This is a genomic window from Yersinia fenwicki (genome assembly GCF_043099325.1).
Classification (GTDB): domain Bacteria; phylum Pseudomonadota; class Gammaproteobacteria; order Enterobacterales; family Enterobacteriaceae; genus Yersinia.
Map to the genome: position 1 here is coordinate 294,540 of NZ_CP170755.1, position 13,671 is coordinate 308,210.

Consider the following 13,671-nt stretch of genomic DNA (forward strand, 5'->3'; position numbering starts at 1 on the left):
GCTCTCTCATCAGTGGGAGAGCACAAGAGTAAGGAATATAGTCGTGTCTAAAGAAAAATTTGAACGTACCAAACCCCATGTAAACGTCGGTACTATCGGCCACGTTGACCATGGTAAAACTACCCTGACTGCAGCAATCACCACCGTTCTGGCTAAAACCTACGGCGGTAGCGCTCGTGCTTTCGATCAGATCGATAACGCACCAGAAGAAAAAGCACGTGGTATCACCATCAACACTTCTCATGTTGAATATGACACCCCGTCACGTCACTATGCGCACGTTGACTGCCCAGGGCACGCCGACTACGTTAAAAACATGATCACCGGTGCTGCTCAGATGGACGGCGCTATCCTGGTTGTTGCTGCAACTGATGGCCCAATGCCACAGACTCGTGAGCACATCCTGTTGGGTCGTCAGGTTGGCGTTCCTTACATGATCGTATTCATGAACAAATGCGACATGGTTGACGATGAAGAGCTGCTGGAACTGGTAGAAATGGAAGTTCGTGAACTTCTTTCTGCTTACGATTTCCCAGGCGATGACATCCCAGTAGTTAAAGGTTCAGCTCTGAAAGCGCTGGAAGGCGTTAAAGAGTGGGAAGATAAAATCATCGAACTGGCTGGCTACCTGGATACTTACATCCCAGAACCAGAACGTGCGGTTGATAAGCCATTCCTGCTGCCAATCGAAGACGTATTCTCTATCTCAGGCCGTGGTACTGTTGTAACTGGTCGTGTAGAGCGCGGTATCGTTAAAGTTGGTGAAGAAGTAGAAATCGTTGGTATCAAAGATACTGTTAAATCTACTTGTACTGGCGTTGAAATGTTCCGCAAACTGCTGGACGAAGGCCGTGCTGGTGAGAACGTTGGTGTTCTGCTGCGTGGTATCAAGCGTGAAGATATCGAACGTGGTCAAGTTCTTGCTAAACCAGGTTCTATCAAGCCACACACTACCTTTGAATCAGAAGTTTATATTCTGAGCAAAGATGAAGGCGGCCGTCATACTCCGTTCTTCAAAGGCTACCGTCCTCAGTTCTACTTCCGTACAACTGACGTAACCGGTACCATCGAACTGCCAGAAGGCGTTGAAATGGTGATGCCAGGTGACAACATCAACATGGTTGTTACTCTGATTCACCCAATCGCAATGGACGACGGTCTGCGTTTCGCAATCCGTGAAGGCGGCCGTACTGTAGGCGCTGGTGTTGTTGCTAAAGTTATCGCTTAATTGTTTTATTGATTAATTATTTTATTGATCAAATAGAGGGCGCTTCGGCGCCCTTTTTCATTGCTCACAGAAAATAATCTTAATTGAAATAACTCGCATTCTTATTTACACTGTAGATACTGGTTAAGAAGTGAGTCATTTTATGTATGTTTGCCTGTGTAATGCGGTATCTGACAAAGTTATCCGTAAAGTTGTCCGTCAGCACCACCCACATACCATTCAACAACTGCGTCAATTAGTACCGATTGGTACCGACTGTGGAAAATGCATTCGACAGGCGAGAGAAATATTGATCGAGGAACGCGCAAACATTCCAGAAATGAATGATGTTGCCTAATAGTTAGCTGGGAGAAGTTTTCCTCCATACTTTGCCATCTGGTACTACACTTTTAGTACTGGAAGCGGAGGGGTTATCTATGAAAGGCGATAAAAAAATAATTGCACATCTCAACAAACTGCTCGGAAACGAGTTAGTTGCTATCAACCAATATTTTCTCCACGCACGAATGTTCAAAAACTGGGGACTGATGCGCCTTAATGATAAGGAGTATCACGAATCCATTGACGAAATGAAGCATGCGGATAAATACATCGAACGCATCTTATTTCTCGAAGGTATTCCTAACTTACAGGATTTGGGTAAGTTGAACATTGGTGAGGATGTTGAGGAAATACTTAAATCCGATTTAGCCCTTGAGTTGGCCGGAGCAAAGGATCTGCGCGAAGGCATTGCCTATGCGGACTCGATACATGACTACGTCAGCCGAGACTTGTTAAAGGAAATTTTGGCTGAAGAAGAGGGTCATATAGATTGGCTTGAAACAGAGCTTAGTCTTATCGAACGTCTGGGAATACAGAACTACTCACAGGCTCAATTAGCAAAAGATTAACTCCTTCGCTTGGCGTGCAATCGCTAGCTTACCCGCCACATTATATTGAGTTAAAAGAGTGAGAGCAGAATCGGTCTCACTCTTACTTATCTGCAAACCTTCAAACATAGCCATATATCCACCTAATTAAATTATCTGGTAAGTTTTCGCATAGATTTTCAACACTGGCTTGCTTCCTGCTGGTATTTACGTATAATGCGCGGGCCTACCTAATCTTGATAGGTCAGATTGAAACTAATCTGTCGGCTACAGCCTAGTGCTAGAACCGAACAATACTCCCGATATGGGAGTTATATGTTGAACGATTACACTCCCCCATCAATCGAAATGGGTGCGAGGAGTAATCATTTACGTTTATAAATAATTGGAGCTCTGGTCTCATGCAGAACCAAAGAATCCGTATCCGCCTGAAAGCGTTTGATCATCGTTTGATCGATCAATCAACTGCGGAAATCGTCGAGACTGCCAAGCGCACTGGTGCGCAGGTTCGTGGTCCGATCCCGCTGCCAACTCGCAAAGAGCGCTTTACCGTTCTGATCTCTCCGCACGTCAATAAAGATGCGCGCGATCAGTACGAGATTCGCACTCACAAGCGTCTGGTTGACATCGTTGAGCCAACCGAGAAAACCGTTGATGCTCTGATGCGTCTGGATCTGGCTGCCGGTGTAGACGTGCAGATCAGCCTGGGTTAATCAGGTCATTGAGCGATTGAGAGGTTGAAACAATGATTGGTTTAGTCGGTAAGAAAGTGGGCATGACTCGTATCTTCACAGAAGATGGCGTTTCAATCCCAGTAACTGTTATCGAAATTGAAGCGAACCGCGTAACTCAGGTCAAAAGCCTGGAGAACGACGGATACCGTGCTGTGCAAGTAACTACCGGTGCTAAAAAAGCTAACCGCGTTACTAAACCAGAAGCGGGTCATTTCGCTAAAGCTGGCGTAGAAGCTGGCCGTGGTCTGTGGGAATTCCGCCTTCCAGAAGGTCAAGAGTTCACTGCTGGCCAAGAAATTAGCGTCGAGATTTTTGCAGACGTTAAGAAAGTTGATGTTACAGGTACGTCTAAAGGTAAAGGTTTTGCCGGTACTGTTAAGCGCTGGAACTTCCGTACCCAAGATGCTACCCATGGTAACTCCTTGTCTCACCGTGTTCCGGGTTCTATCGGTCAAAACCAGACTCCGGGCAAAGTGTTTAAAGGCAAGAAAATGGCAGGCCACCTAGGTGACGAACGTGTAACCGTTCAAAGCCTGGACGTAGTACGTGTTGACGCTGAGCGCAACCTGCTGCTGGTTAAGGGTGCTGTACCGGGCGCAACCGGTGGCAACCTGATCGTTAAACCAGCTGTGAAGGCGTAAGGGGATAGCAATGGAATTAATAGTGAAAGACGCGCAAAGCGCGCTGACTGTTTCCGAAACTACCTTCGGTCGTGATTTCAACGAAGCGCTGGTACATCAGGTTGTTGTTGCTTATGCAGCAGGTGCCCGTCAAGGTACTCGTGCTCAGAAGACCCGCGCCGAAGTAACTGGTTCCGGTAAAAAACCGTGGCGCCAGAAAGGTACCGGCCGTGCGCGTGCAGGCTCTGTAAAGAGCCCAATCTGGCGTTCAGGTGGTGTGACCTTTGCTGCGAAGCCTCAGGACCACAGTCAGAAAGTAAATAAAAAGATGTACCGCGGCGCGCTGAAAAGCATCCTGTCCGAATTGGTACGTCAAGATCGTCTGATCATTGTCGAAAAGTTCTCTGTTGAAGCACCTAAAACTAAGTTGCTGGCACAGAAACTGAAAGATATGGCTCTGGAAGATGTACTGATCATCACTGGTGAACTGGACGAGAACTTGTTCTTGGCAGCTCGCAACCTGTACAAGGTTGATGTCCGTGATGTAGCCGGTATTGACCCAGTTAGCCTGATCGCCTTCGACAAAGTGGTTATGACTGCTGATGCTGTGAAGCAAGTTGAGGAGATGCTGGCATGATTCGTGAAGAACGTCTGCTGAAAGTACTGCGCGCGCCGCATGTATCTGAAAAAGCGTCCGCTGCGATGGAAAAGAATAACACCATCGTTCTCAAAGTTGCCAAAGACGCGACCAAAGCAGAAATTAAAGCTGCAGTGCAGAAACTGTTTGAAGTCGAAGTCGAAGACGTTAACACCTTGCTGGTTAAAGGCAAGAGTAAGCGTCACGGTCAGCGTGTTGGTCGTCGTAGCGACTGGAAAAAAGCTTACGTCACCCTGAAAGAAGGCCAGAATCTGGACTTCATCGGCGGCGCAGAGTAAGTCGGAGGAGTAAACAATGGCAATTGTTAAATGTAAACCTACGTCTCCGGGTCGTCGCCACGTTGTTAAAGTGGTTAACCCTGAGCTGCACAAGGGTAAGCCTTATGCCCCGTTGCTTGAGAAATTAAGCAAAAGCGGTGGCCGTAACAACAATGGCCGTATCACTACCCGTCATATCGGTGGTGGCCACAAGCAACATTATCGTCTGGTTGACTTCAAACGCAACAAAGATGGTATCCCTGCTGTGGTAGAGCGTCTGGAGTACGATCCGAACCGTTCCGCGAATATCGCGCTGGTTCTGTACAAAGACGGCGAACGCCGTTACATCCTGGCGCCGAAAGGCCTGAAAGCTGGTGACCAGATTCAATCTGGCGTTGATGCTGCAATTAAAGCAGGTAACACCCTGCCTATGCGTAACATCCCAGTTGGTTCAACGGTTCATAACGTAGAAATGAAACCAGGTAAAGGCGGCCAATTGGCTCGTTCTGCTGGTGCATACGTTCAGATCGTTGCTCGTGACGGTTCCTACGTTACTCTGCGTCTGCGCTCAGGCGAAATGCGCAAAGTTCTAGCTGATTGCCGCGCCACCTTAGGTGAAGTCGGTAACGCTGAACACATGCTGCGTGTCCTGGGTAAAGCAGGTGCTAGTCGTTGGCGTGGTATTCGTCCTACCGTTCGCGGTACGGCGATGAACCCGGTAGATCACCCACACGGTGGTGGTGAAGGTCGTAACTTTGGTAAGCACCCGGTAACCCCGTGGGGCGTTCAAACCAAAGGTAAGAAGACCCGTAGCAACAAGCGTACTGATAAGTTCATCGTACGTCGCCGTAGTAAAAAATAATTAGAGGATAAGCCATGCCACGTTCTCTCAAGAAAGGTCCCTTCATTGACCTGCACTTGCTGAAGAAGGTAGAGAAAGCGGTGGAAAGCGGAGACAAGAAGCCAATTCGGACTTGGTCCCGTCGTTCAACGGTCTTTCCAAATATGATCGGTTTGACCATCGCTGTCCATAATGGTCGTCAGCACGTTCCCGTTTTTGTTTCCGATGAAATGGTCGGTCACAAACTGGGCGAATTCGCGCCGACCCGTACTTATCGCGGCCATGCGGCCGATAAAAAGGCTAAAAAGCGCTAAGGTAGGAGGAAGAGATGGAAACTATCGCTAAACATCGCCACGCTCGTTCTTCTGCTCAGAAGGTTCGCTTAGTAGCGGACCTGATTCGCGGTAAGAAAGTGTCGCAAGCTCTGGAAACTCTGGCCTATACCAACAAGAAAGCTGCTGGTTTGGTTAAGAAGGTACTAGAGTCTGCCATTGCTAACGCAGAACACAACGATGGCGCTGACATCGATGATCTGAAAGTCACGAAGATTTTCGTAGACGAAGGCCCTAGCATGAAGCGCATTATGCCGCGTGCAAAAGGTCGTGCAGATCGCATCCTGAAGCGCACCAGCCACATTACTGTGGTTGTGTCCGATCGCTGAGACTCTGGAGACTAGCAATGGGTCAGAAAGTACATCCTAATGGTATTCGACTAGGTATTGTCAAAGCTTGGAACTCTACCTGGTACGCAAATACCAAAGAATTCGCTGACAACCTGGACAGCGACTTTAAAGTTCGCCAATTCCTGACTAAGGAATTAGCGAAAGCTTCCGTTTCTCGCATCGTTATCGAACGTCCAGCGAAGAGCATCCGTGTGACTATTCACACAGCTCGTCCTGGCATCGTTATCGGCAAGAAAGGTGAAGATGTCGAAAAACTGCGTAAGGTCGTAGCGGATATCGCTGGCGTTCCTGCACAGATTAACATCGCCGAAGTCCGTAAACCGGAACTGGACGCAAAATTGGTTGCTGATAGCATCACTTCACAGCTGGAACGTCGTGTTATGTTCCGTCGTGCTATGAAGCGTGCTGTACAGAACGCAATGCGTCTTGGCGCTAAAGGTATCAAAGTTGAAGTAAGCGGCCGTCTTGGCGGTGCTGAAATCGCGCGTACCGAATGGTACCGTGAAGGTCGTGTTCCGTTGCATACACTGCGTGCGGATATCGATTACAACACATCTGAAGCGCACACCACTTATGGTGTAATCGGCGTTAAGGTATGGATCTTCAAAGGTGAGATCTTGGGTGGTATGGCTGCTGTTGAACAACCGGAACCGGCTGCTCAACCTAAAAAGCAGCAGCGTAAAGGCCGCAAGTAAGGAGAATCGCTGATGTTACAACCAAAGCGTACAAAATTCCGTAAGATGCACAAAGGCCGTAACCGTGGCCTTGCGCAAGGTACGGATGTTAGCTTCGGTGAGTTCGGCCTGAAAGCTTGTGGCCGTTGCCGCCTGACGGCTCGTCAAATCGAAGCAGCCCGTCGTGCGATGACACGTGCAATTAAGCGTCAAGGTAAGGTCTGGATCCGTGTATTCCCGGACAAACCGATCACCGAGAAGCCGCTCGAAGTGCGTATGGGTAAAGGTAAGGGTAACGTAGAGTATTGGGTTGCCCTGATCCAGCCAGGAAAAGTTTTATTTGAAATGGCTGGTGTGCCGGAAGAAACTGCTCGCGAAGCATTTAAGCTCGCTGCAGCGAAACTGCCTGTAGGAACCACCTTTGTAACTAAGACGGTGATGTAATGAAAGCACAAGAGCTGCGTGAAAAAAGCGTTGAAGAGCTGAACACTGAGCTGCTCAACCTGCTGCGTGAGCAATTTAATTTGCGCATGCAGGCGGCTAGTGGCCAGCTGCAACAAACTCACCTGTCGAAACAAGTGCGCCGTAATATCGCACGTGTTAAGACTTTACTGACTGAAAAGGCGGGTGCGTAATGACTGACCAAATCCGTACTCTGCAAGGTCGCGTAGTTAGTGACAAAATGGAGAAATCCATGGTTGTTGCTATCGAACGTGTGGTGAAGCACCCAATTTATGGGAAATTCATCCGTCGTACGACGAAATTGCATGTACATGACGAGAACAATGAATGTGGAATCGGTGACGTGGTAGAAATCCGCGAATGCCGTCCATTGTCAAAGACTAAGTCTTGGACACTTGTTCGCGTTGTAGAGAAAGCGATTCTGTAATAGAGTAGCCAACTCGAACATAATAAACGGCTCAGAAAGTGGGCCGTTTATTTTTTCTACCCATAATTTGGAAGCGGTGTTATAATGCTGCGCCCTCATTCATGGGGCTTTTAAACGACCTATTCTGGGTCCTAAAGTAGTAGTTGACATTAGCGGAGCACTAACATGATCCAAGAACAGACTATGCTGAACGTGGCCGACAACTCCGGTGCACGTCGCGTAATGTGTATCAAGGTTCTAGGTGGCTCGCACCGTCGCTACGCAGGCATCGGCGACATCATCAAGATCACCATCAAGGAAGCAATTCCTCGTGGCAAGGTGAAGAAAGGCGATGTTCTGAAGGCGGTAGTGGTGCGCACCAAGAAGGGTGTACGTCGCCCGGACGGTTCTGTCATTCGCTTCGATGGCAACGCTTGTGTTATTTTAAATAATAACAGCGAGCAGCCAATCGGCACGCGTATTTTTGGGCCGGTAACTCGTGAACTGCGTAATGAGAAGTTCATGAAAATTATCTCTCTGGCACCAGAAGTACTCTAAGGAGCGAACCATGGCAGCGAAAATCCGTCGTGATGACGAAGTTATCGTGCTAACCGGGAAAGACAAAGGTAAGCGCGGTAAAGTAAAGAATGTCCTGTCTGCTAGTAAGGTCATTGTTGAAGGTATCAACCTGGTTAAAAAACATCAGAAGCCGGTTCCGGCCCTGAACCAACCAGGTGGCATTGTTGAAAAAGAAGCTGCAATTCAAGTTTCCAACATTGCGCTGTTCAACGCGGCAACTGGTAAGGCTGACCGTGTAGGCTTTAGATTCGAAGACGGAAAAAAAGTCCGTTTCTTTAAATCTAATAGCGAAACTATCAAGTAATTTGGAGTAATACGATGGCGAAACTGCATGATTACTACAAAGACGAGGTGGTCAAACAACTGATGTCTCAGTTTGACTACAACTCTGTCATGCAAGTCCCTCGGGTCGAGAAGATCACCCTGAACATGGGTGTTGGTGAAGCGATCGCTGACAAGAAACTGCTGGATAATGCAGCAGCTGACTTGGCAGCAATCTCCGGCCAAAAGCCGTTTATCACCAAAGCACGCAAATCTGTTGCAGGCTTCAAAATCCGTCAGGGCTATCCGATCGGCTGTAAAGTAACCCTGCGTGGCGAACGCATGTGGGAATTCCTTGAGCGTCTGATTACCATTGCTGTACCTCGTATCCGTGACTTCCGTGGCTTGTCCGCTAAGTCATTCGATGGTCGTGGTAACTACAGCATGGGTGTGCGCGAGCAGATCATCTTCCCGGAAATCGACTACGATAAAGTAGATCGTGTGCGTGGTTTGGATATTACCATTACCACTACTGCGAAATCCGATGATGAAGGCCGTGCATTATTGGCTGCTTTTAAATTCCCATTCCGCAAGTAAGGTAGGGTTACTGATGGCTAAGCAATCAATGAAAGCACGCGAAGTCGTTCGCGTGAAACTAGCTGAAAAATACCGCGCTAAACGCGAGGAATTAAAAGCTATTATCTCTGGTGTGAACTCATCCGACGAAGAACGTTGGGATGCTGTTCTGAAGCTGCAGTCTCTGCCGCGTGATTCCAGCCCGTCCCGTCAGCGTAATCGCTGCAACCAAACTGGTCGTCCGCATGGTTTCTTGCGGAAGTTCGGGTTGAGCCGTATTAAAGTCCGTGAAACCGCAATGCGCGGTGAAATCCCGGGCCTTAAAAAGGCTAGCTGGTAATTGTCACCAATTGAATCACGGGAGTAAAGACAGATGAGCATGCAAGATCCGATCGCGGATATGCTGACCCGTATCCGTAACGGTCAATCCGCAAACAAAGTCGCGGTCACCATGCCTTCCTCCAAGCTGAAAGTGGCAATTGCCAACGTTCTGAAGGAAGAAGGTTTTATTGAAGATTTTAAAGTCGAAGGCGACACCAAGCCTGTTCTGGAATTAGCACTTAAGTATTTCCAGGGTAAGGCAGTGGTAGAAAGCATTCAACGTATCAGCCGTCCAGGTCTGCGCATCTATAAGAAAAAAGATGAGCTGCCAAAAGTTATGGCCGGTTTGGGTATCGCTGTTATTTCTACCTCTAAAGGTGTTATGACCGATCGTGCAGCTCGCCAAGCTGGTCTTGGTGGCGAGATTATCTGCTACGTAGCTTAATTCGGGAGGAAAGAATGTCTCGTGTTGCAAAAGCACCCGTCGTCATTCCTGCCGGCGTAGAGGTAAAACTCAACGGTCAGGTTATTTCGATTAAGGGTAAGAACGGCGAGCTGACTCGTACCGTCCATAGTGCTGTTGAAGTTAAGCAAGAAGAAAATACACTGACTTTCGCTCCACGCGAAGGCGCTGTAGACGGTTGGGCCCAAGCGGGTACCACTCGTGCACTGCTTAATGCAATGGTCATTGGTGTTACCGACGGCTTCACCAAGAAGCTTCAATTGGTAGGTGTAGGTTACCGTGCCGCAGTTAAAGGCAACGTGGTGAATTTAGCTTTAGGCTTCTCTCATCCAGTTGACCATGAATTGCCGGCTGGCATTACTGCTGAATGTCCGACCCAAACTGAAATCGTGCTGAAAGGCGCTGATAAGCAGGTGATTGGTCAGGTTGCAGCAGATTTACGTGCCTACCGTCGTCCTGAGCCTTATAAAGGCAAGGGTGTCCGTTACGCCGACGAAGTCGTGCGTACCAAAGAGGCTAAGAAGAAGTAAGGTAACACTATGGATAAGAAAGCAGCTCGTATCCGTCGTGCGACCCGCGCACGCCGCAAGCTCAAAGAACTGGGTGCGACTCGCCTGGTGGTACATCGTACCCCACGCCATATTTACGCGCAGGTTATCGCACCAAACGGTTCTGAAATTTTGGTAGCAGCTTCTACTGTAGAAAAAGCTATCAATGAGCAATTGAAGTACGCCGGCAACAAAGATGCCGCAGCAGCTGTAGGCAAAACTATTGCTGAGCGCGCATTGGAAAAAGGGATCACGAAAGTATCCTTTGACCGTTCCGGTTTCCAATATCATGGTCGAGTCCAGGCACTGGCAGATGCTGCCCGTGAAGCTGGCCTTCAGTTCTAAGGTAGAGGTGTAAGATGTCTCACATCGAAAAACAAGCTGGCGAACTGCAGGAAAAGCTGATCGCGGTAAACCGCGTATCTAAAACCGTAAAAGGTGGCCGTATTTTCAGCTTTACCGCACTGACAGTAGTTGGTGATGGTAACGGTCGCGTTGGTTTTGGCTACGGCAAAGCACGCGAAGTTCCGGCAGCGATCCAGAAAGCGATGGAAAAAGCCCGTCGCGCTATGATTAATGTTGCTTTGGATAACGGCACTCTGCAGCACCCTGTTAAAGGTGCTCACACAGGTTCCCGTGTATTCATGCAACCAGCTTCTGAAGGTACCGGTATTATTGCCGGTGGTGCAATGCGCGCCGTCTTGGAAGTTGCAGGGGTTCATAACGTTTTAGCTAAAGCATATGGTTCTACTAACCCGATTAACGTGGTTCGTGCAACTATCGCTGCTCTAGAAGATATGAAATCTCCAGAAATGGTCGCTGCTAAGCGTGGTAAATCCGTCGAAGAAATTCTAGGGAAATAACCATGGCAAAGACTATTAAAGTAACTCAAACAAAAAGCAGTATCGGTCGTTTGCCGAAACACAAGGCAACTCTGATCGGTTTAGGTCTGCGTCGTATTGGTCATACTGTAGAGCGTGAGGATACTCCTGCTGTGCGTGGTATGGTCAACTTGGTTTCCTACATGGTTAAAGTTGAGGAGTAACAGATGCGTTTAAATACTCTGTCTCCGGCTGAAGGTGCCAAGCATGCGCCGAAGCGTGTAGGTCGTGGTATCGGTTCTGGCCTGGGTAAAACTGCTGGTCGTGGTCACAAAGGTCAGAACTCTCGTTCTGGTGGTGGCGTACGTCGTGGTTTTGAAGGTGGTCAGATGCCTTTATATCGTCGTTTGCCGAAATTCGGCTTCACCTCTCGCAAAGCTATGATCACGGCAGAAGTTCGTCTGTCTGAACTGGCTTTAGTGGAAGGCGACGTAATCGACCTGAACACGCTGAAAGCCGCTAACGTTGTTGGTACCCAGATTGAGTTCGCGAAAGTTATGCTTTCAGGCGAAATCACTCGTGCGGTAACTCTTCGTGGTCTGCGTGTCACCAAAGGCGCTCGTGCTGCTATCGAAGCTGCTGGCGGTAAAATTGAGGAATAAGTAGCAGATGGCTAAGCAACCAGGATTAGATTTTCAAAGTGCTAAAGGCGGATTAGGCGAACTGAAGCGCAGACTTTTGTTTGTTATCGGTGCGCTTATTGTTTTCCGTATCGGCTCTTTTATTCCGATTCCTGGTATCGATGCCACTGTGCTTGCTAAATTGCTCGAGCAGCAGAGAGGGACCATCATTGAAATGTTTAACATGTTCTCTGGTGGTGCTCTCAGTCGTGCTTCTATCTTTGCCTTGGGTATCATGCCGTATATTTCGGCATCGATTATTATCCAACTGCTGACGGTGGTTCATCCAGCGTTAGCAGAAATAAAGAAAGAAGGGGAGGCTGGCCGTCGTAAGATTAGTCAGTACACTCGCTATGGCACGTTGGTATTGGCTATATTCCAATCGATCGGTATTGCTACCGGTCTACCGAATATGCCTGGGATGCAAGGTCTGGTAATCAATCCAGGCTTTGCCTTCTATTTTACCGCTGTTGTTAGCTTGGTCACGGGGACTATGTTCCTCATGTGGCTTGGCGAACAGATTACTGAGCGTGGTATCGGTAACGGTATTTCAATCATAATCTTTGCTGGTATTGTTGCTGGTCTTCCACCTGCAATAGCCCATACCATCGAGCAAGCTCGGCAAGGCGACCTGCACTTCCTCCTGTTGCTGTTGGTTGCAGTATTAGTGTTTGCAGTAACCTTCTTCGTTGTTTTCATTGAACGTGGTCAGCGTCGTATCGTCGTTAACTATGCTAAACGTCAACAAGGTCGTCGTGTTTATGCAGCACAGAGCACACACTTACCGTTGAAAGTGAATATGGCGGGGGTTATCCCTGCAATCTTTGCTTCCAGCATAATTCTGTTCCCTGCCACGATTGCATCATGGTTTGGGGGTGGGACAGGTTGGAACTGGCTGACGACTATTTCGATGTATTTGCAGCCGGGACAGCCGCTTTATGTGTTACTCTATGCGTCTGCAATCATCTTCTTCTGTTTCTTCTACACGGCGTTGGTGTTTAACCCGCGTGAAACAGCAGATAACCTGAAGAAGTCCGGTGCATTCGTGCCAGGAATTCGTCCGGGAGAGCAAACGGCGAAGTACATCGATAAAGTAATGACGCGTCTAACCTTAATTGGTGCGATGTATATTACTTTCATCTGCCTGATCCCGGAGTTCATGCGTGACGCGATGAAAGTACCATTTTACTTTGGTGGTACCTCCCTACTTATCGTAGTGGTGGTCATCATGGACTTTATGGCTCAAGTGCAAACTCTGATGATGTCTAGTCAATATGAGTCTGCATTGAAGAAAGCAAACCTGAAAGGCTATAACCGCTAATTCAGGGATGTTTGAGAAGTTACGGAGAGTAAAAATGAAAGTTCGTGCTTCCGTCAAGAAATTATGTCGTAACTGCAAAATTGTTAAGCGTAACGGTGTCGTTCGCGTAATCTGCAGTGCCGAACCAAAGCATAAACAGCGTCAAGGCTGATTTATCTTGCATATTTTTCTTGCAAAGTTGGGTTGAGCTGGCTAGATTAGCCAGCCAATCTTTTGTATGTGACTGCAATGCTATTTGAGTATCCTGAAAACGGGCTTTTCAGAATGGTATTGCTGTATAAAATAGTAGGAGTGCATAGTGGCCCGTATAGCAGGCATTAACATTCCTGATCAGAAACATACCGTTATCGCTTTAACTGCGATCTACGGCATCGGTAAGACCCGTTCACAGGCTATCTGTGTTGCTGCGGGTATTGCTGAAAATGTTAAGATCAGTGAGCTGTCTGAAGAGCAAATCGAGAAGCTGCGTGACGAAGTTGCCAAGTACGTTGTAGAAGGTGATCTGCGTCGTGAGGTGACCCTGAGCATCAAGCGTCTGATGGACCTTGGGACTTATCGTGGTTTGCGTCATCGTCGTGGTCTACCAGTTCGCGGTCAGCGTACTAAGACCAACGCACGTACCCGTAAGGGTCCGCGTAAACCGATCAAGAAATAATCGGGGTGATTGAAT

At 48.2% G+C, this 13,671-nt stretch carries 27 protein-coding genes; all 27 read left to right on the forward strand.

Annotated features, from left to right (window positions below):
• Nucleotides 1-43: 43 nt before the first annotated feature.
• The 27 genes from tuf (at nt 44) to rpsM (ending at nt 13,656) form a co-directional block, all read left to right on the forward strand.
• Complete coding sequence (tuf, locus tag ACF3VQ_RS01220; protein WP_004391430.1) at nt 44-1,228, forward strand: elongation factor Tu; 1,185 nt, start codon at nt 44-46, stop codon at nt 1,226-1,228.
• 142 nt (nt 1,229-1,370) lie between these two features.
• Complete coding sequence (gene bfd, locus ACF3VQ_RS01225; protein WP_392435770.1) at nt 1,371-1,565, forward strand: bacterioferritin-associated ferredoxin; 195 nt, start codon at nt 1,371-1,373, stop codon at nt 1,563-1,565.
• 79 nt (nt 1,566-1,644) lie between these two features.
• Nucleotides 1,645-2,118, forward strand: a complete 474-nt coding sequence (bfr, locus tag ACF3VQ_RS01230) for a bacterioferritin (protein WP_032820222.1) — start codon at nt 1,645-1,647, stop codon at nt 2,116-2,118.
• 380 nt (nt 2,119-2,498) lie between these two features.
• Entirely contained in the window at nt 2,499-2,810 is a 312-nt protein-coding gene (gene rpsJ, locus ACF3VQ_RS01235; protein WP_001181005.1) for a 30S ribosomal protein S10, read from the forward strand.
• Between the two features lie 32 nt (nt 2,811-2,842).
• Entirely contained in the window at nt 2,843-3,472 is a 630-nt protein-coding gene (rplC, locus tag ACF3VQ_RS01240; protein WP_004709250.1) for a 50S ribosomal protein L3, read from the forward strand.
• 10 nt (nt 3,473-3,482) lie between these two features.
• Complete coding sequence (gene rplD, locus ACF3VQ_RS01245; RefSeq protein WP_005174626.1) at nt 3,483-4,088, forward strand: 50S ribosomal protein L4; 606 nt, start codon at nt 3,483-3,485, stop codon at nt 4,086-4,088.
• Nucleotides 4,085-4,387: a 50S ribosomal protein L23 gene (gene rplW / locus ACF3VQ_RS01250; RefSeq protein WP_005159841.1), complete on the forward strand. Its 303-nt coding sequence runs from the start codon at nt 4,085-4,087 to the stop codon at nt 4,385-4,387. The genes rplD and rplW overlap by 4 nt, the downstream gene beginning before the upstream one ends.
• A gap of 16 nt (nt 4,388-4,403) precedes the next feature.
• Nucleotides 4,404-5,228, forward strand: coding sequence for a 50S ribosomal protein L2 (gene rplB / locus ACF3VQ_RS01255; RefSeq protein ID WP_004709246.1), 825 nt, complete (start codon nt 4,404-4,406; stop codon nt 5,226-5,228).
• A gap of 14 nt (nt 5,229-5,242) precedes the next feature.
• Nucleotides 5,243-5,521 carry a 30S ribosomal protein S19 gene (rpsS, locus tag ACF3VQ_RS01260; protein WP_002213430.1) on the forward strand — a complete coding sequence of 93 codons (279 nt, stop codon included), beginning with the start codon at nt 5,243-5,245 and terminating at the stop codon, nt 5,519-5,521.
• Nucleotides 5,522-5,535: 14 nt separating this feature from the next.
• On the forward strand, nt 5,536-5,868 hold the full coding sequence (rplV, locus tag ACF3VQ_RS01265; protein ID WP_004391423.1) for a 50S ribosomal protein L22: 333 nt from the start codon (nt 5,536-5,538) through the stop codon (nt 5,866-5,868).
• Between the two features lie 17 nt (nt 5,869-5,885).
• The gene (gene rpsC, locus ACF3VQ_RS01270) at nt 5,886-6,584 is read left to right on the forward strand and encodes a 30S ribosomal protein S3 (protein ID WP_002221644.1); all 699 of its coding nucleotides are present in this window, start codon (nt 5,886-5,888) and stop codon (nt 6,582-6,584) included.
• Between the two features lie 12 nt (nt 6,585-6,596).
• Entirely contained in the window at nt 6,597-7,007 is a 411-nt protein-coding gene (gene rplP, locus ACF3VQ_RS01275) for a 50S ribosomal protein L16 (RefSeq protein WP_002218940.1), read from the forward strand.
• Nucleotides 7,007-7,198 carry a 50S ribosomal protein L29 gene (rpmC, locus tag ACF3VQ_RS01280; RefSeq protein WP_005159843.1) on the forward strand — a complete coding sequence of 64 codons (192 nt, stop codon included), beginning with the start codon at nt 7,007-7,009 and terminating at the stop codon, nt 7,196-7,198. Before rplP ends, rpmC begins: the two co-directional genes overlap by 1 nt.
• Nucleotides 7,198-7,452, forward strand: a complete 255-nt coding sequence (rpsQ, locus tag ACF3VQ_RS01285; RefSeq protein WP_002228135.1) for a 30S ribosomal protein S17 — start codon at nt 7,198-7,200, stop codon at nt 7,450-7,452. Before rpmC ends, rpsQ begins: the two co-directional genes overlap by 1 nt.
• A 165-nt stretch (nt 7,453-7,617) precedes the next feature.
• Nucleotides 7,618-7,989, forward strand: a complete 372-nt coding sequence (gene rplN, locus ACF3VQ_RS01290) for a 50S ribosomal protein L14 (protein WP_002213325.1) — start codon at nt 7,618-7,620, stop codon at nt 7,987-7,989.
• Nucleotides 7,990-7,999: 10 nt separating this feature from the next.
• Complete coding sequence (rplX, locus tag ACF3VQ_RS01295) at nt 8,000-8,314, forward strand: 50S ribosomal protein L24 (protein ID WP_004391420.1); 315 nt, start codon at nt 8,000-8,002, stop codon at nt 8,312-8,314.
• A 14-nt stretch (nt 8,315-8,328) separates the two neighbouring features.
• On the forward strand, nt 8,329-8,868 hold the full coding sequence (gene rplE / locus ACF3VQ_RS01300) for a 50S ribosomal protein L5 (protein WP_005159856.1): 540 nt from the start codon (nt 8,329-8,331) through the stop codon (nt 8,866-8,868).
• 13 nt (nt 8,869-8,881) lie between these two features.
• Nucleotides 8,882-9,187 (forward strand): 30S ribosomal protein S14, encoded by a 306-nt coding sequence (gene rpsN, locus ACF3VQ_RS01305; RefSeq protein WP_392433087.1) that lies wholly within the window; start codon nt 8,882-8,884, stop codon nt 9,185-9,187.
• Nucleotides 9,188-9,220: 33 nt separating this feature from the next.
• The gene (rpsH, locus tag ACF3VQ_RS01310; protein WP_005159858.1) at nt 9,221-9,613 is read left to right on the forward strand and encodes a 30S ribosomal protein S8; all 393 of its coding nucleotides are present in this window, start codon (nt 9,221-9,223) and stop codon (nt 9,611-9,613) included.
• Nucleotides 9,614-9,627: 14 nt separating this feature from the next.
• A complete protein-coding gene (gene rplF, locus ACF3VQ_RS01315) occupies nt 9,628-10,161 on the forward strand; it encodes a 50S ribosomal protein L6 (protein ID WP_392433088.1) in 534 nt (177 codons plus the stop codon).
• Between the two features lie 9 nt (nt 10,162-10,170).
• Entirely contained in the window at nt 10,171-10,524 is a 354-nt protein-coding gene (gene rplR, locus ACF3VQ_RS01320) for a 50S ribosomal protein L18 (protein ID WP_002213336.1), read from the forward strand.
• Nucleotides 10,525-10,538: 14 nt separating this feature from the next.
• A complete protein-coding gene (rpsE, locus tag ACF3VQ_RS01325; protein ID WP_004391412.1) occupies nt 10,539-11,042 on the forward strand; it encodes a 30S ribosomal protein S5 in 504 nt (167 codons plus the stop codon).
• Between the two features lie 2 nt (nt 11,043-11,044).
• Complete coding sequence (gene rpmD, locus ACF3VQ_RS01330; protein WP_002213339.1) at nt 11,045-11,224, forward strand: 50S ribosomal protein L30; 180 nt, start codon at nt 11,045-11,047, stop codon at nt 11,222-11,224.
• Between the two features lie 3 nt (nt 11,225-11,227).
• On the forward strand, nt 11,228-11,662 hold the full coding sequence (gene rplO, locus ACF3VQ_RS01335) for a 50S ribosomal protein L15 (protein ID WP_004391411.1): 435 nt from the start codon (nt 11,228-11,230) through the stop codon (nt 11,660-11,662).
• 7 nt (nt 11,663-11,669) lie between these two features.
• On the forward strand, nt 11,670-13,001 hold the full coding sequence (gene secY / locus ACF3VQ_RS01340; protein WP_002213344.1) for a preprotein translocase subunit SecY: 1,332 nt from the start codon (nt 11,670-11,672) through the stop codon (nt 12,999-13,001).
• Between the two features lie 34 nt (nt 13,002-13,035).
• Nucleotides 13,036-13,152: a 50S ribosomal protein L36 gene (rpmJ, locus tag ACF3VQ_RS01345; protein ID WP_002227352.1), complete on the forward strand. Its 117-nt coding sequence runs from the start codon at nt 13,036-13,038 to the stop codon at nt 13,150-13,152.
• A gap of 147 nt (nt 13,153-13,299) precedes the next feature.
• Nucleotides 13,300-13,656: a 30S ribosomal protein S13 gene (gene rpsM / locus ACF3VQ_RS01350; protein WP_004702348.1), complete on the forward strand. Its 357-nt coding sequence runs from the start codon at nt 13,300-13,302 to the stop codon at nt 13,654-13,656.
• The last annotated feature ends 15 nt before the right edge of the window (nt 13,657-13,671 follow it).